Origin of the sequence: Streptomyces prunicolor, assembly GCF_045162825.1 — a bacterium.
Classification (GTDB): Bacteria; Actinomycetota; Actinomycetes; order Streptomycetales; family Streptomycetaceae; genus Streptomyces; species Streptomyces prunicolor.
This window is the reverse complement of record NZ_CP108676.1, coordinates 1,582,300-1,598,631: the sequence shown is the minus strand read 5'-3', so window position 1 is coordinate 1,598,631 and position 16,332 is coordinate 1,582,300. Positions and strand designations below refer to the sequence as shown.

Here is a 16,332-nt window from a genome sequence, read left to right as displayed (position 1 = left end):
ACGTAACACGGACCATCAGCCATCGATCCCGCCCGATGTTCACCCTTGCCGCCATGGAAACAACGAGCCCGCGCTTCTCCCCAGCCCCCCGAGCCCTGGCCACCGAAGCCGTGCACGCAGGCCGTGACGACCTCGCCCGGCAGGGCCTGCACGCCGCGCCGATCGACCTGTCGACCACCTACCCGTCGTACGACAGCCGTGGCGAGGCCGCCCGCGTCGACGCCTTCGCCGCCACCGGCGCCGAACCCGACGGCCAGCCCGTCTACGGCCGCGTCGGCAACCCGACCGTCGCCCGTTTCGAGACCGCCCTCGCCCGCCTCGAAGGCACCGAGAGCGCGGTGGCGTTCGCCAGCGGCATGGCGGCCCTGACCGCCGTACTCCTGGCGCGGGCCGCGGCGGGTCTGCGGCACGTGGTGGCGGTACGACCCCTCTACGGCAGCAGCGACCACCTGCTCACCGCCGGGCTGCTCGGCTCCGAGGTGACCTGGACCGACCCGGCCGGTATCGCCGACGCGCTGCGTGCCGACACCGGTCTGGTCATCGTCGAGTCCCCGGCCAACCCGACCCTGGCCGAACTGGACCTGCGCGCGGTCGCCCACTCCTGCGGCTCGGTACCGCTCCTCGTGGACAACACCTTCGCCACCCCGGTCCTGCAACGTCCCGCCGAACACGGCGCGCGCATCGTCCTGCACAGCGCCACCAAGTACCTCGGCGGGCACGGCGATGTGATGGGGGGCGTGGTGGCCTGCGACGAGGAGTTCGCCGGGGCGCTGCGCCAGATCCGCTTCGCGACCGGCGGCGTACTGCACCCGCTGGCCGGCTACCTGCTCCTGCGCGGCCTCGCGACCCTGCCGGTACGGGTGCGGGCCGCCTCCGTCACCGCCGCCGAACTCGCCCGCCGCCTCACGGCCGACCCGCGTGTGGCCCGCGTCCACTACCCGCGCATCGGCGGCGCGATGATCGCCTTCGAGGTCCACGGCGACCCCCACGAAGTCATCGCGGGAGTCCGCCTGATCACCCCGGCGGTGAGCCTGGGCAGCGTGGACACCCTGATCCAACATCCGGCGTCGATCAGCCATCGGGTGGTGACCGAGGAGGACAGGAGGGGTTCGGGCGTGAGCGACAGCTTGCTGAGGCTGTCGGTGGGACTGGAGGACGTAGAGGACCTGTGGTCGGATTTGGACAGGGCGCTTGCGCCCGTCTCGAGGGGCGCGGGGAACTGCGCGACCAGCCACAACGCACCCGCGCCCGTCAACCGAACCGCAACTGTTACGGCGCTTCGGCCCTCCCGAACTCCGTAACCTCCGCAACTCCCACGGCCGCACCCAGCCGAGCAGTGACGACCAGCGTCCCCTCCTCGATCTGATAGTCGAGCGGCAGCTCAAGCCCCCGCATCGCCGCCACCATCCCCGTGTTGGACGCCTGCGTCACCGCATACACGCTCTCGCACCCCGCCTCGACAGCCATCCCCACCAGCCGCCCCAACAACTCACTCCCGATACCCCGCCGCTGCCAGTCGTCCTCGACAAGCAGCGCGACCTCCGTCTCGTCCCCGTCCCACAACAAGTGCCCGAGCCCGACGATCCGCCCCGACGCCGTCTGCACCGCGAGCGTGCGCCCGAAGCGCGGAGAGAGCAGGTGGTTGAGATACCGGTCGGCGTCACCGACCGGCCCGTGATAGCGCATACCGAGCGTCCGCGCCGAGCACCGCTCGTGCATCTCCCGCGCCGCGTCCAGATCGCCGGTGTCCGCGCGCCGCACGGTGATCGCGTTGCCCTCGGGCAGCGTCAGCACGTCCTGGCTGCGCGGGATGCGCGGACCGAGTCGGGCGTCCAGCTCGACCAGCGCCCGCGCCCGGGCGAACTCGGTGGGTGTGAACGGCAGATACGCCCGCTCCACTGTGATCACTCCGCCTTCCGGCGCCCGCAGTCGCATGACCGTGTCCTCCAACGCCCCCTCCACCGGCACCGACTCCGGCTCGCGCCCCTTGCCGGCGACAACGTTGGCGGGCAGCGAACGGATGGTGCACCGGCCCAGCAACTGCCGCAGTGCCAACGGCAGTTCGGCCGCGTCCAGGGCCGTCCGGGTGGCCAGGCCCAGGACGCGGGTGGGCGCGTCCACCAGGTCGTGGGCGTCGGCCCGCTCGATCCAGGTGCCCGAACCGCCGGCCGACGCCACCGCCCGGGTGATCTCGGACGCCGCGACCTCGGCCGGCGCCCGCAGCAGGAACTCGTCCACCGTGCCCTCGGCCAGCGGATGCGTCTGCAGGCTCAGGATGTCGACCTGCTGACCGGCCAGTGCCGTGCACAACACCGCCAGCGATCCCGGCGCGTCCTGCACCGTCGTCCGCATCCGCCACAGCGCGGCCGGCGCGGCGACGGGGTCGGCTGTCGCGGACGACGGCGCGGACTCGGACGTGGACGTGCTCTTGGATACGGCCTCGCATACGGCCTTGGACGTGGACTTCGATACGGGCTTCGACGCGGACTTCGACTTCGACTCGGATGATCCGGTCGGCCCGGTCCGCCGCGTCTCCGCGGCCGGCCGGGCACCGGTATCGCCCGTCGGCGGCGCATGGCCGTGGCGGCGTGACCACCATGTGTGGAACCCCGCCGTGGCGATCAACGCCAGCGCGGAGATCGCCAGCAGCACCGGACCGTCGGGCCCGTGCCCCACCAGATCCGCCACGACGTCCGCCACCGCGACCGCCGTGAACAGCGCGGCCAGCTCCACCAGATCCCGCCGCCAGTGGTGCACCGGACGCCCGTGCCTCGCGCGCGTCACATCAGACATGTCTCGACTCATGCATCCACTGTGAAGGAAGGGTGTTGCGTGATCACGAACGCTCTGTGACCTACGGGTAAAAGGATCGTTCTGTACCTTTTGCCGTTCTTTTGGTGAGTGCGGTGCACCGGAGGTCAGCCCTGTCGCCCTACGTCATGCGGCCAACCCCTCCACCAGCGCACTGCGCAGCCGACGTGCCTGAGTGACCAGCCGGGACGAGCCGCCCCGGGCCGCCGTCTGCGCCAGATGCGGCAGTTCACCCCGCGCCCCCGACCGCTCCGCGCACTCGGCGGCCACGGTGAGGAGGTCTCCGAGTGCCCGCGCGTGGGCGGGCTTGGCGTCGCCGTCCAGGTCGGCGAGCAGTGCGGTGAGGGTGTGCCGGAGGATCCCCCAGATGGTCGCGTTCGCCCCGGTCGCTGCCCCTGTCCGCACCGACTCGGCGAGCCGCGACGGCTTCACGGCCCCGCTCCGCACCAGCTCCCCGAGATCCGCACCCAGCCGAGCCGCGTCCAACTGTCCCCGCGCCGCGAGCACCAGCAACGCGTCTACGGCGGCGAGCCGGTCCTGGGGATGCCGCGCGCCGAGTCCGTACGCCAGACACAGGTGCGTGGCCTGACCCGCCAACCCTTCGGACTCGGCCAGCAGGGGGAGTACGGCGGCCGCGCCGCGGGTGTCGTCCAGCGCGGCGGTGGACACGTCCCGCACCAGCCGTGCCGCCACCAGTTCGCGACGCTCGGGAAGTATCGCGAGCCAGTGCCGCTGCACGTCCTGGGTCCAGTGGTAGCAGTACCAGCGGTCGCCGTAGGCGGTCACCGGCTTGCCCAGTGCGCGGAACTCCGCCGGGAAGTCCTCCTGCAGATCAAGGAGTTCACCCAACTCCACCACGACGCGCGCCCCGGCCGTCCGCCGCCTGCTCAGGGGCAGAGTAGGGCTCTCGGAGGTCAGCCAGCGCGCGAGCCGGGTGCCCTCCGCCGTGGCGAGCGCCTCCGCCCGCTCGGCGGCAGCGGCTGCCGCCGCCCGGTCCTCGCGGCGCACCCGCAGCAGCGCCTGCGCGAAGTCGGCCTCCGAGACCCGCGCGCCCAGGCGCCGGTACGCGTCCAGCCGGTCCACCAACTCCCCCGGCTCCAGCAGCCCCGTGCTCCAACTCGGCGTCGACAACAGGAACGGCAGCGGCTCCGCACGGAGCCGGTACGCCACCTCCCACACCCGGGCGTCGAAGGCCCGCGTCAGCGCGCTGTGCCCGCACTCCCGGCCCCGATGGCCGTGCTGCACCCCTTCGTGGAGTGTGACGGTGCGGACCTTGTCCAGGAGGGTGGCCAGCAGGAGGTCGAACCCGTACGACGCGCTGCCGAAGCTGTGGTGCGACCTGCTGAAGTGGTCGTCCGCACGCCGGCCGTGCCCGGGCTCGGCACTGTCCCACCAGCGGCGCGCGACCACCGGCCCCAACGCCTCCAGCAGGGCGTCCCGGTCCCGGTACGCATGGCGGACGAGTCCGTCCAGCGCACGCTCGAACGTCGCCACGTCCCCCTCGGTCGCCAGCAACACCCCCAGTTCCTCGGCGAGTTCGACCGCCGACTCGGGCGCCGGTGCGAGGCGCGCCGCCTCCGGTGCCGGCGGGAGCGCCTCCTCGTACACCGTGGATGCCGCCGCCACCGGCGCCGCACCCAGCGTCTCGACCGCGCGAGCGCGCAAGGTGGGGATCAACTGGTCCGCCGCTACGGCGAGTTCAGCTCGCACCTCGGGGGACCGGACCTTCTTGAGGTGCCGCTCGACCAGCTTCAGCGCCCGCTCCTGTACGTCCGCGTCCTCGTGCCCGAAAGCCTGGGCGAGGGCGGGCAGTACCTCGTCGGCGGCCGACGCGTCCCGCGCCAACACCTTCCCCAACAGCACGAGTTGAGCCCGGACGAGCTTCTTCTCGGGCCGGAACAGTACGGCGTCCGACATCTCCGCCAGCCGACGCGGCGTCACCTCCCCGTCCAGAGCCAGGGAACCGAGCACCGACTGGGCATGCGAGGCCACAGTGGGTACCGCGTCCGACGCCAGCGCCAGCCAGTCGGCGATCCGCTCCCGCTCCTCCTCGCGGGTCAGGGCGAGGGCCTTCAACACGCGCAGGAACACCCGGTTGTCGAGGGTCGTACCGCCCCGCAGCAGCCGGGCCACGCACGCGTCCACCGTGCGCTTGCGGTCCAGGACGCCTTCGGTGGTGAGCTGGGCGAGCGCGTCGACCCAGCTGTTCGGCCCATCGGTCGAGGCCCACTCCAGCGGGCTGCCGATGTCCTCCGTCTCGAAGACCGCGTCCACCAGCTCCGCGAGATGCGGATCCGTGCGCAGGCGGTCGAGCAGGGTGTTTCCGAGCTGCCGCAGGTGGCTGATGTGCTCCACCCAGCCCCGCACATAGGCGTCCGTCGTCGGCACCGGACAGCCGGAGAGTCGTACCAGACCGGCCATCAGCTCATACGGCACGTCGGTGGAGGCCGGGCGTCCGGCGAGGCGGTGCGTCACGTCGGCGAGCCAGGCGGTGTCGCGGTCGCCCAGGATGTGGATCAGCAGCGCCGGGGACGACTGCGACCAGCGCATGTCGGTGGCGGCGATCCAGGTAGCCACGGCTGCCGCCCCCGTCTCACAGGCGGCCCCGGCCGCGTGCAGAGCCGGATAGGCGCGACGGGACGCCTCGTCCCACGGCGCCTTGCGCAGCTCCTTGCGGAGTTCCTTCAACTCCGGGAGAAACACCCGCCGTTCGGCGTCCGTCAACCCGTCCAGCAGCCCCACCGCCTCGGCCGTCCGGCCCGCCCGCACCGCTTCCATCAGCGAACTCATCGCACACCCCCGTCGACCCGCACCATGTCCTGCTTCGTGTTCTGCTGTGTGTCCTGTTCCGCCGCGACGCCCCGCCGCACCATCCGCACCGCCAGCGCGTGCTTGCACGGCCCGCGTCCGCCCCGGTACTTCGCCCACCACACGCAGCTGCAACTCAGCACCCCCGCCTCGTCCCGCACCCGGTGCACATGGCCGTCCTCGGCGGTCACCGTGCCGATCGCGCCCTCCAGGGTCACCGCCCCCGCGGCCACCAGCGCGCGGGCCGAGCGCAGCCGCGGATTGTGACGCTCCACGCGCTGCGCGTCGTAGGGGAGTTCACGGTGGAAGTAGGCCGCCTCCGCCGTGTCGTAGCCGACGCGCCCCGAAGTGCCGAGCCTGGTCAGCGCGGCGCGGACCCGCTCCGGGGTGAGTCCCGAGGACGCGGCCATGTCGGCGACGTCGATACGAGGCTCCCAGGCCAGCAGCACGGAGATCAACTCCGCGTCCTCGCCCGCCTCGTCGGCGGTGAGCGCGTCCAGGACGCCGCCCTCGCCGGAGAATCCGCGCGACGCGTCCGGCGACAGCGTGAGCGTGAGCCGCATGCCCGGCAGTACGGCCTCCCAAGCACTGGCCGTGGCACCGGCGCCGATGACGGAGGGGCCGTAGATCCGCAGGGCCGTCGCGTGGCGCAGGACCCGCTGGAGTGCGATCAGGCGCTCCGGGCCCGGGAGGCACACCGCGCCCGGTACGGGGCGGGTGGTCGGGCGCAGGCCGCGGCCCGCCGGTACGACCCAGCGAGGGCCGCTCGTGGTGCCGCGCGCTCCGCTCTTCGGGAGGGAGCGCAGGAACCGGACCGCCTCCGCCGCGGGCAGTTCGGCCCGCAGGTCGAAGCCGGCCGCTATGACCTGGGCCTCCGCGAAGCCGCGCAGCCATCGATCCGGGAGCGGCACCTTCTTCTCCAGCACCGGGCCGTCCAGCGTGGTCACGGCCAACTCCTCGGGCCCGACCCGGAGATGGAGCGGATCGTCCGTGCCGATCCGGGACAGGGCCTCACGCAGCGGGTTGTTGACGTCGACGTTCGTCGTGCCGTGTCCCACCTCGTCGCCGTCGAGTCCGGGGCCGAGGACGTCCAGCCGCGCGTACACCCCGCCGCAGCCCGAGAAGGACTCGAAGCGCAGCCGGTCGCCACCCGCCGTCACCACCGGGTCGAGCGAGGCGGGCAGTTGGCGCTGGTAGTACCGCGTGGCCGCCACGTCGGCCACCGCCAGCAGCGCCGCCGCGGCCACCTGAGGAGAGGTCAGGAAGCCCGCGAAGAAGCGCGGATGGTCGGTGACACCCGAAGGAGTCGCACCCTGTGAGGTCTCAAGGCCGAGGCGCCGCTCACCCGCCGACGACTCCAGCACGGAGGGTCGGCGATAGGTCACGGCCTGCAAAGATCGCGTCATGGAAAAACCGTAGAGGCCACCACTGACAATCGGCCCTGACCTGCGAAAACGCGGTCAGTGGGCGGGTGTTGGGGCACCGCGACGAACGCCGCGCACCGGGGGATGACGCCGGTGCGCGGCCCATGTATGAGGGTAGTGGAGTTACTGGCCGACCCGTCCCGGCTGAAGGGTCTTGGTGAACAGCACGGTGCCGTCCTGTTCCCGCAGACGCACCGTCAACTCCCCGCTGTGGCCGTCGATGTCGACCTCGCCGAAGAACTGGTAGCCCTCGGCCGGCGACACGTTCTGCGCGGTCGGCGCCTTCACGAACACCCGCTCGGGACCGAAGGTGTTGTCGAGGGCACTGGCCGGGAAGGCACCCGCGTTCAGCGGACCGGAGACGAACTCCCAGAACGGCTCGAAGTCGGTGAACGCGGCCCGCGAGGGCTGGTAGTGCTGCGCGGAGGTGTGGTGCACGTCGGCCGTCAGCCACACGGTGCCGGTGATCCGCCGGTGCTTGATGTACCGCAGCAGCTCGGCGATCTGCAGCTCGCGCCCGAGCGGCGCACGCGGGTCGCCCTGCGCGACCGCCTCGATGTTCGCCTTGCCCTCGGTGGCGTCCGGCACGACCAGACCGAGCGGCATGTCGGCGGCGATCACCTTCCACACCGCACGCGAGCGGGTCAACTCCCGCTTGAGCCAATCCAGTTGCTCGCGGCCGAGGATGCCCTGCGGGTCCACGGTCTGCTTGTCGGGCGAGTTGGCGTTGCGGTAGGTCCGCATGTCCAGGACGAACACGTCGAGCAGCGGACCGTGCCGCATCACACGCTGGACCCGGCCCTCCTTCGCGCCCGGCCGCAGCGTCGAGATCGGGAAGTACTCACTGAACGCACGCCGGGCGCGCACCGCCATGACATCGACGTTCTTCTCCGTGTAGCGGGTGTCGGAGGCGGCGATCACCTCGCCCGGGTACCAGTTGTTGCGTACCTCGTGGTCGTCCCACTGGATGATCGACGGGACCTGGGCGTTGAAGCGTTTGAGGTTCTCGTCGAGCAGGTTGTAGCGGAAGTTCCCGCGGAACTCGGCCAGGGTCTCGGCGACCTTGGCCTTCTCCTCCGTGGTGACGTTCCGGTAGAGGCTGCCGTCGGGCAGGGCCTGGGTCGCCGTGATCGGACCGTCGGCGTAGATGTTGTCGCCGCTGCACAGGAAGAAGTCCGGGTCGAGCTTCCCCATGGCGTCGTAGATCCGGTAGCCGCCGAGGTCCGGGTTGATGCCCCAGCCCTGCCCCGCCAGGTCGCCGGACCACAGGAAGCGCACACCGCGCCGCCCGGTCGGCACCGTACGGAACGTACCGGCGACCGGCTCGCCGGTACGGCGTGGGTCGTCGGGGTCGGCGAGCAGGACCCGGTAGTGGATCTGCTCCCCCGAGGGCAGCCCGCGCAGCCGCGTGGTACCGGTGAAGTCCGTGCCCGCGCCGAGCAGCGGGCCGTGCCACCGGTGCGGATTGCGGAACGACTCGGTGGCCGAGGTCTCCACGATCATCCGGGCCGGGCGGTCCGAACGCACCCACACGAGCCCGGAGTCGGAGGTCACGTCCCCCGCCTGCACGCCCCACCCCGCCTTGGGCCGTCCGGACAGCGCGAGAGCGGGCGCCGCACCGAGGGTGACGGGCACGGTCAGGGCCGCCGACGCGGCCAGGGTGCCGCGCAGAACGCTACGGCGGGCGGGGAACGGACGAGGTGACATGGGGTTGCGCCTCCACGGACGGGATGCGGTCAGGGTGCACTGCCACAACTACTGGTGCGCCACAGCGCGCACGGAAACCACAGGTGAACAACGGAACGCGGTGACATGGGGCCCGCGTGCGACACCAGAGACTCCCTACGGGCGTATGGCGCCGGCCATCAGACGTATGCCCGCACGAATCCGTCCGGGAGACAGTTGCGCGTACCCCAGGACCAGCCGTACGACCGCGTCGTCCACGCGCTCGTGGGCGTACGCGGTGAGCGGGCGCACCGCGACACCGGCGGAGGCCGCGCGTTCCAGGAAGTGCTCCTGCGGGCCGTACTTCAACGGCAGTTCGGCGATGACGTGCAGTCCCGCCGCGATCCCGGTCACCTGGGCTCCCGGGAAATGCTCCTCCAGGGCGGTGACGAGGGCGTCGCGGCGCTGCCGGTAGGCGCGCTGGCAGCGGCGCAACTGGCGGTCGTAGTCGCCGCGTTCGAGGAAGCGGGCGAACAGCGCCTGGTCGAGGGTCGGGTGGCCGAGGTCCATGGTCCGCTTGCGCTCGACGACCTCGTCGGCGAGGGACTCGGGGACCAGCAGCCAGCCGAGCCGCAGCCCCGGGGCGAGGGACTTGCTGACCGAGCCCGCGTAGGCGACATGCTCCGGGTCGAGGCCCTGGAGCGCGCCCACGGGGGCCCGGTCGTAGCGGAAGTCGCCGTCGTAGTCGTCCTCGACGACCAGACCGTCCACCGACCGTGCCCAGTCCAGGAGTTGGGCCCGTCGCTGCGCGGAGTAGGCGATGCCGGTGGGGAACTGATGGGCGGGTGTGGTCACTACGGCCCGTACACCCGACGCCCGTAGTGGCCCGACCGCGAGACCCTCCTCGTCCAGGGGCAGCGGTAGGGTGCCGACGCCCGCCGAGGCGTACAGGGCGCCGTGCTGGGGACTGCCCGGGTCCTCGACGCCGACGGTGCGTGTCCCGCGCGCGTGGAGCACGAATCCGAGCAGCGTCGTAGCCTGCGCCACTCCGGAGACCACGATCAGCCGCTCCGGGTCGGCGACCACACCCCGGCGCCGTGCGAGGAGTTCCGCGAGAGCCGTACGCAAGCGCGGCAGCCCGCGCGGATCGGGATAACCGAGCACGTCGTGCGGCATCTCCGCCAGCACACCGCGCTGCGCCGCGGCCCAGGCCGCGCGCGGGAACAGTGACAGATCCGGCGTGCCGGGCACGAAGTCGGCCCGGGCGCCGGGGGAGCGCGGCGCGAGGTCACGCGCGCGTGGCCGCGCCGCCCGTACGGCACCACCCACCCAGGTGCCCGCACCCCGGCCGCTGCGCAGATAACCCTCCGCCGTCAGCTGCTCGTACGCCTCCGTGACCAGCCCCCGCGACACCCCGAGGTCGGTCGCCAGGTCGCGGCTCGACGGCAGCCGGGTGTCCGGCGCGAGTCGCCCCGAACGCACCGCCTCGCGCAGCGCGGCCTGAAGCGAGCGGCCACGCGCGCGTGCCGGTGCGGAGGCCGCGGGCAGCAGCAACTCCCAGGCGGCGGAACCCGTCAGGCCCTCCGGATCGGTCGGCCCCTCCGGATCGACGGGCCCTTCCGGACTGGCCGGCCCTTCCGGATTGGTCCGCGATGACGTCATGGAAGTGGACCTTAAACCGGACCGTCGGTCTCCCTAGCGTCGCTGCCATGAACGCCACCACGGCCGGCACCGCCCGCGGCGCCCCGCTCGCCGCCTTCGCCTGCGTCCTCGTCGGCGCGTCCTTCACCGCGAACAGCGTCCTGGGCCACTACCCGTACGCGGGCGGCCAGTTCCTGCGCTACGGCCTCGCCTGCCTGCTCCTCCTCCCGTTCGCCGGCAAGGTCGCGACGGCCCGCCTACGGGGGCTCACGCCACGCCAATGGGCCCGTCTCGCGCTCCTCGCGGCCGTCGGCATGGTCGGCTTCAACCTGGCCGTCATCGCCGCCGAACGCAGCGCTGAACCGGCCGTCCCCGGCGTCTTCGTGGGCTGCGCTCCCGTAGCGGTCGCGATCCTCGTCCCTCTCCTGGAGGGACGCCGTCCACGACGGATCGTGCTCTACGGGGCGTCACTCGTCGCCGTCGGCGCGTTCACGGTCCAGGGGTGGGGCCGTACGGACGGCGCCGGAATCGCGTTCTCCGGGTGCGCACTCGCGGGCGAGGTGGGCTTCGCGGTGCTCGCGGTCCCCGTACTGCGGCCCCTGGGACCGCGATTGCTGTCGGCCACCGTGTGCGGTCTCGCCGCGGTCGAGGCGGCGACGGCCGGGCTGGTCCTCGACGGAACCGCCTGGCTGCGGCGCCCCGACGGCACCGAGGCCGCCGCCCTGCTGTGGCAGGCGGCGGTCGTCACGGTCGTCGGCTTCGTGTGCTGGTACATGGGCGTGCAGCGGATCGGCGCGGAGCGCGCCACGCTCTTCTCCGGCCTCATCCCGGTCGCCGCCGCCGCTACCGCGCCGCTCGTCGGAACGGGCTCCTACGGGGCCGCCCAGGCCGCCGGCAGCGCCCTCGTGGGTGCCGGAGTCGCCCTGGGATCGGGCGCGTTGGGGCTGCTGCCGCGCAGGTCAGCGGCTGCCGTCGAGGATGACGCGCGCGACCAGGGCCGGGTCGTCGTTCATCGGACAGTGCCCGCAGCCGGGCAGCCGCACCAGCCGGGAGCGGGGGATCATCTGCTTGGCGCGGACGCCCTGGCGGCGCAGCAGCAGCCGGTCCTGGGTGCCCCAGGCCACGGTGACCGGGATGCCGGGGATGTCGTCGGTGAACAGGACGCTCGTACCGGCCCGGAGCGTGTCGTCGAACCCGGGGGCGTTGACCAGCGCGAGCGTCTCGGCGACCACGGCTTCGGGTGAACGGCGGCCCGGGCGGGCGTAGATGGTGCTGGTGAGCGCGGTACGGCCGACCACCGTGCGCGCCAGTTTCTCGACCAGCGGGAGCGGCATGCCGCGAGCGATCCGCCGCATGGTGAGCAGCACGGCGAAGGCGTAGCGGCGCTCGGCCTGGGACCAGAATCCGGCGGGGGAGAGGGCGGTGACGGACCGTACGACCTTCTCGCGGCCGAGCTCCAGAGCCATCAGACCGCCGAGCGAGTTGCCCGCCGCGTGCGGACGGTCGAGCTCCAGCGTCTCGCAGAAGGCCCTGAACACCGCGGCCGTCGTGGTCAGGTCGTACGCCAGCCCATCCGGGAGCGCGGGGGAGGCGCCGAACCCGGGCAGATCCACGGCGATCACATCGCGCTCGGTCGCGAGGATGTCCACCACCGGGTCCCAGGCCTGCCGGTGGTGGCCTATGCCGTGCAGCAGGAGCAGCGGCTCACCGCGACCCACGCGCGCGTAGGACACGGTCACGGTCTTCGGGCCCTGCGGAGTGGGCACCGGGAAGGAGACGGTGGCGGACATGGGGATGCTCCTCGTCTGGGACACGCTGGCAGACGCCGTACAGGCCGTGTAGACAGCTTGTCAGCAACTGCTACTGACCGGTAGCCCCAAGTGTCGGGGACCTTGAGGGCCTACGGGTTTCTGCTGGACAGCGCGGCTCCCAACGCGTGGGATGAGGTGGTGACCACCGACACCCCGACCGATGTCTTCGAAGAGCACCGCCCCGTCCTCATGGGGGTCGCCTACCGCATGCTCGGGCGGGTGGCCGACGCCGAGGACGTGGTCCAGGAGGCCTGGCTGCGCTGGTCCGCCGCCGACCATGCCGAGGTCCGCGAACCGCGCGCCTACCTGGTACGCATCACCACCCGCCTCGCGATCGACCGACTCCGCCAGGTCAAGGCGCGTGGCGAGGCCTACGTAGGCCCTTGGCTGCCCGAGCCCTACGTCACCGACTTCGGGGACACCGTCCCCGACACCGTGGAGCGCGCCGTCCTCGCCGACTCCGTCTCCCTCGCGGTACTCGTCGTCCTGGAGTCGCTGTCCCCGGTGGAGCGCGCCGTGTTCGTCCTCAGGGAGGCGTTCGGTTACCCGCACGCCGACATCGCGGCCATGCTGGACCGGAGCGAGCCGGCCGTGCGCCAACTCGCCGGACGGGCCCGCAAACACGTCGACGAAGGGCGCCCGCGCTACGAGGTCGACCCCGCCCAGCGCCGCGAACTCACCGAGCGGTTCCTCGCCGCGGCGGCCGAGGGCGACCTGGCGGGCCTCATGGAGATGCTCGCCCCGGACGTCCGTCTGATCGGCGACAGCGGCGGCAAGTCCAAGGCGCCGCTGCGGATCCTGGAGACCGCCGACAATGTGGGCCGCTTCCTGGTCGCCGTCGCCGGGAAGGGGATCCCGGAGATGTCGTTCCGCTTCCTGGAGCTCAACGGCGGACCCGCGGTACTGATCCTTTCGGGTGACATGCCCGACAGTGTCTTCCAGGTGGACGTATCCGCCGGACGCATCCGGTCCGTCTACATCGTCCGCAACCCCGACAAGCTTCGATCACTGGCTTCCGCTTAGCCGCTGCCCGCACACAGCCCCCGTTTCGCGACGGGGGCTTTGCTGTTACGTCACGAAGAACACCCAGTACGAACGCCCTGTGAACGCTCTGCGGCACAGCCACTGTGGGTTGCATATGACATGGAGGATTGGTCTTGACCAAGGGTGGGGGCCGTCCTATGGTCGCAGATAAGTGAAACAACCTTTAATAAACAAGGGCGCTAAAACGCCGCCGGAACACGGCGATTGCGGAGGACAGGGTGGGGACCACGCAGTTGGAATCGGTGCCGGAACCGAAGTACTGGCATCTCAAGACCGTGCTGAGTGAGGCACTGGACTCCGAGTTCTCCGTGGGCGAGATCCTGCCCAACGAGCGAGACCTGGCGGCCCGCTTCGGCGTCGCCCGGGCCACGCTCCGGCAGGCTCTGGAACAACTCGAACTGGAAGGCCGGCTACAGCGCCGCCGCGGAGTCGGTACGACCGTCGCGCCGCCGCGCGTGGGGGTCGCCGTCGGCACCGAGCAGCACGCCTGGCCGGGCGCCGGGGAGGACGCCTGGCAGTCCGTCGACTGTGTCCTGGCGGCCCCGCCGGCCGCCGTCGCGGACGTCCTGGAGACCGGTTCCGAGGAACTGGTCCACACTGTGCGGCGCTCCCGGGTGAGCCACGGCCAGCCGGTCGCCGCCGAACTTCTCTACATCCCGGAGTCGTCGGTGCCCGACCTCTCCGCCATAGACGCTCCGTCCGCGACGGCACGCGCGCGTGCCGTCCTGCGCGAGTTGCAGCGCCTCGAACTGGAGGGCCAGGACCGCGCCGTAGAACTCGGCTCGGCCCGCGCGGACGACGCCAAGGAACTGGACCGCCTCCCCGGGGCGCCGGTCCTCGTCGTCACGACCCGCTTCTTCGCCGAGGGCCGCACCGCGGCGGTCTCCGTCGCGACCTACCGCGCGGACACCTGCCGCCTGACCTTCGCCGACTCCGGCAACGTAGAAATCCACCACGGCCCAGAACGCCAGGCCTCCTGAACGCAGTTACGGCTGAACGCGTCGCGCCCCGGGAACTCCACCCGGGGCGCTACGCGTTCTACGTGCTGGGCGTGCAGGGAGTGTTCTCGATGCCGGGCACGGCAGCGCCCCTGAGGGGCGCGGGGAACTGCGCGCTCAGCCCCAACGGCGCCGCAGTCGAAAGACAACCATGGAGGCCCGGCCACTACGAACCCGCACTCGGCACACGACCACCCCGGCCGAGCTAGCGCCGCGTCACCGTGCCCTCCACCGCGAACAGCTGCTCCTCGACATGGTCAAGAGCCAACCGCAACGCCCCAGTTGCCGCAGCAGCCTCGCCGAGCAACGACAGGGCAACCTTTGGCGGCCGCAGGCAATACCGAGCCAACTCCCGCCGCAACGGCTCCAGTACACCGTCCAACCCGGCAGCCCACCCACCCACGACGACCAACTCAGGATCGAGCGCCAGCACCAACGCGGCGACATCGTGCACAAGGCGCTGGATGAACCGATCGACAGCCGCCATCGCCCGCTGGTCACCGTCCCGCGCCAGCGCGAATACCTGCGCAACCGCCTGCTCGTCCAACGGATGCAGCGGCTCGTCCGTGGTGGAGAGCAACGTCTCCGGAGTCACATCCCGCCCCAGCAGATGCAGCGCGCCGATCTCACCGGCAGCCCCCCGATACCCCCGATGCAGCCGCCCTCCGATCAACGAACCCGCACCCGGACTCAACCCGGCCAGCACCATCACCATGTCGTCGGACTCGGTGGCCGCACCCTTCCAGTGCTCGGCGACCGCCGCCGCGTTGGCATCGTTCTCGACGAGAACAGGGCACTTGAAGGAACGGCTCAACCGCTCGCCCAGGTGCAGCCCCGTCCACTGGGGCAACGCCGTGCCCAACCGTACGGTGCCGTCCGCCTCGACGATGCCCGGCGTGGCGACGCCCACCGCCCGCAGCGAACCGCGGGCGACCCCGGCCCGGCGCAGCAACTCGGCGACCGCCGTCCGCAGCCGCTCCAGGCGCTCGTCCGCCGAAGCCGTCTCGTCGACGTCCTTGGCGATCGCGCCGAGCACCCGCCCGTCCAGGTCGGCGAGAAGCACGGCGACGCGATGTGCGCCGATCTCCAGGCCCAGCAGATGCCCGGCCTCGGCCCGGAACCTGAACCGTCGCGCGGGCCGCCCCTGCCGCCGTACAACGCTCTCGTCGGCCGCCTTCTCGACGACCAGCCCGGCGTCCATCAGTCCCTCGACGACGCCCTCGACGGTCGGCCGGGACAGACCGGTCACCCGGGTGATCTCCGTCAGCGTGGCGCAGTCCGTGGCACGCAACGCGTGCAACACCACTGCGGAGTTGATCCTCCGCAGCAGCGAGGGGTCCCCGCCGGTCAGCCCCGCCAAGGTCTGTCCTCCCAGCTCGTGCGCGTGTTGGGCGGATCGTACTCGGCGCGGCGGACCCCGGCGAGTGCCGGGCGCCCCCGACCCGTCCGCCCCACGGAATCACCCCAGCGCCACGAACCCCGACTCGTACGCCGCGATCACCGCCTGCGTACGGTCCCGCGCCCCCAGCTTCGCCAGTACGGCGCTCACATGGGACTTCACCGTCTCGGTCCCGACGACCAGCCGGGCGGCGATCTCCGCGTTCGACAGACCCCGCGCCATCAGCCGCAGCACCTCGGCCTCACGCTCGGTCAGCTGGGCCCGCTCCATCACCGCGCGCGCCGCCCGGTTCCCGCCGTCGTCGCCGTACTCGGCGGCCAACTGCCGTACGGAGGCCGGGAAAAGCAGCGAATCGCCCTCTGCCACCAGCCGCACCGCGTGCACGATCTCGGCCGGCCGGGCCCGCTTCAGCAGGAACCCGGCGGCACCGGCGCGCAGCGCCTCGTACACGTACTCGTCGTTCTCGAAGGTCGTGATGACCAGGATCTTCGGCGGGTCGTCGACCGTGCGCAGCACCGCGCGCGTGGCCTCGATGCCGTCCAGGAGGGGCATCCGCACGTCCATGGCGACCACGTCCGGCCGCAGCTTCCGTACCAGCGGGATCACCGCCGCCCCGTCGGCGGCCTCACCGACCACCTCGATGTCCGGCTGCGCCTCCAACACGGCCCGCAGACCCGCGCGTACGAGGGGTTCGTCATCGACCAGGAGAACGGTGACCGGCATTCGGTCAG

Annotated in this window: 11 protein-coding genes and 1 pseudogene; 4 read left to right on the top strand and 8 right to left on the bottom strand. The window is 71.9% G+C overall.

Annotated elements, in window-relative coordinates:
• The first annotated feature begins 53 nt into the window (after positions 1–53).
• On the top strand, positions 54–1,301 hold the full coding sequence (locus tag OG588_RS07215; protein WP_405946557.1) for a trans-sulfuration enzyme family protein: 1,248 nt from the start codon (positions 54–56) through the stop codon (positions 1,299–1,301).
• On the opposite strand, the gene OG588_RS07210 is transcribed toward OG588_RS07215, so the two are convergent.
• From OG588_RS07210 to OG588_RS07190, 5 genes are all read right to left on the bottom strand, one after another.
• Positions 1,270–2,793, bottom strand: a complete 1,524-nt coding sequence (locus OG588_RS07210) for a GNAT family N-acetyltransferase (protein ID WP_405946556.1) — start codon at positions 2,791–2,793, stop codon at positions 1,270–1,272. The two genes, OG588_RS07215 and OG588_RS07210, sit on opposite strands and share 32 nt — an antisense overlap.
• Positions 2,794–2,937: 144 nt before the next feature.
• Positions 2,938–5,601 carry a DUF6493 family protein gene (locus OG588_RS07205; RefSeq protein ID WP_405946555.1) on the bottom strand — a complete coding sequence of 888 codons (2,664 nt, stop codon included), beginning with the start codon at positions 5,599–5,601 and terminating at the stop codon, positions 2,938–2,940.
• Entirely contained in the window at positions 5,598–7,025 is a 1,428-nt protein-coding gene (locus tag OG588_RS07200) for an SWIM zinc finger family protein (protein WP_405946554.1), read from the bottom strand. The genes OG588_RS07205 and OG588_RS07200 overlap by 4 nt, the downstream gene beginning before the upstream one ends.
• A gap of 141 nt (positions 7,026–7,166) precedes the next feature.
• Complete coding sequence (locus tag OG588_RS07195; protein WP_405946553.1) at positions 7,167–8,750, bottom strand: alkaline phosphatase D family protein; 1,584 nt, start codon at positions 8,748–8,750, stop codon at positions 7,167–7,169.
• A gap of 135 nt (positions 8,751–8,885) precedes the next feature.
• The gene (locus OG588_RS07190; RefSeq protein ID WP_405946552.1) at positions 8,886–10,370 is read right to left on the bottom strand and encodes a PLP-dependent aminotransferase family protein; all 1,485 of its coding nucleotides are present in this window, start codon (positions 10,368–10,370) and stop codon (positions 8,886–8,888) included.
• Here OG588_RS07190 and OG588_RS07185 point away from each other — a divergent pair.
• Positions 10,361–11,263: pseudogene (locus tag OG588_RS07185) on the top strand (DMT family transporter); the annotation flags it as partial. The gene OG588_RS07190 and the pseudogene OG588_RS07185 sit on opposite strands and share 10 nt — an antisense overlap.
• Positions 11,264–11,308: 45 nt before the next feature.
• Here OG588_RS07185 and OG588_RS07180 read toward each other — a convergent pair.
• The gene (locus OG588_RS07180; RefSeq protein WP_405946551.1) at positions 11,309–12,139 is read right to left on the bottom strand and encodes an alpha/beta fold hydrolase; all 831 of its coding nucleotides are present in this window, start codon (positions 12,137–12,139) and stop codon (positions 11,309–11,311) included.
• Positions 12,140–12,298: 159 nt separating this feature from the next.
• Between OG588_RS07180 and OG588_RS07175 the strand changes: the two genes are divergently transcribed.
• Together OG588_RS07175 and OG588_RS07170 are read left to right on the top strand one after the other, a co-directional pair.
• Positions 12,299–13,183 carry an RNA polymerase sigma-70 factor gene (locus OG588_RS07175; RefSeq protein ID WP_405946550.1) on the top strand — a complete coding sequence of 295 codons (885 nt, stop codon included), beginning with the start codon at positions 12,299–12,301 and terminating at the stop codon, positions 13,181–13,183.
• Between the two features lie 239 nt (positions 13,184–13,422).
• The gene (locus tag OG588_RS07170; RefSeq protein WP_405946549.1) at positions 13,423–14,184 is read left to right on the top strand and encodes a GntR family transcriptional regulator; all 762 of its coding nucleotides are present in this window, start codon (positions 13,423–13,425) and stop codon (positions 14,182–14,184) included.
• A gap of 223 nt (positions 14,185–14,407) precedes the next feature.
• Here the strand turns inward: OG588_RS07170 and OG588_RS07165 are convergent, their stop codons facing one another.
• A complete protein-coding gene (locus tag OG588_RS07165) occupies positions 14,408–15,562 on the bottom strand; it encodes an ROK family transcriptional regulator (protein WP_019059496.1) in 1,155 nt (384 codons plus the stop codon).
• Between the two features lie 99 nt (positions 15,563–15,661).
• On the bottom strand, positions 15,662–16,324 hold the full coding sequence (locus OG588_RS07160; protein WP_405946548.1) for a response regulator: 663 nt from the start codon (positions 16,322–16,324) through the stop codon (positions 15,662–15,664).
• Positions 16,325–16,332 lie beyond the last annotated feature (8 nt).

Excerpts from the sequence above, each read along its gene's own strand:
- OG588_RS07160 (WP_405946548.1), bottom strand. The coding sequence starts at position 16,324 with ATGCCGGTCACCGTTCTCCTGGTCGATGACGAACCCCTCGTACGCGCG.
- OG588_RS07210 (WP_405946556.1), bottom strand. The coding sequence starts at position 2,793 with ATGTCTGATGTGACGCGCGCGAGGCACGGGCGTCCGGTGCACCACTGG.
- OG588_RS07180 (WP_405946551.1), bottom strand. The coding sequence starts at position 12,139 with ATGTCCGCCACCGTCTCCTTCCCGGTGCCCACTCCGCAGGGCCCGAAG.
- OG588_RS07200 (WP_405946554.1), bottom strand. The coding sequence starts at position 7,025 with ATGACGCGATCTTTGCAGGCCGTGACCTATCGCCGACCCTCCGTGCTG.
- OG588_RS07205 (WP_405946555.1), bottom strand. The coding sequence starts at position 5,601 with ATGAGTTCGCTGATGGAAGCGGTGCGGGCGGGCCGGACGGCCGAGGCG.
- OG588_RS07195 (WP_405946553.1), bottom strand. The coding sequence starts at position 8,750 with ATGTCACCTCGTCCGTTCCCCGCCCGCCGTAGCGTTCTGCGCGGCACC.
- OG588_RS07215 (WP_405946557.1), top strand. The coding sequence starts at position 54 with ATGGAAACAACGAGCCCGCGCTTCTCCCCAGCCCCCCGAGCCCTGGCC.
- OG588_RS07190 (WP_405946552.1), bottom strand. The coding sequence starts at position 10,370 with ATGACGTCATCGCGGACCAATCCGGAAGGGCCGGCCAGTCCGGAAGGG.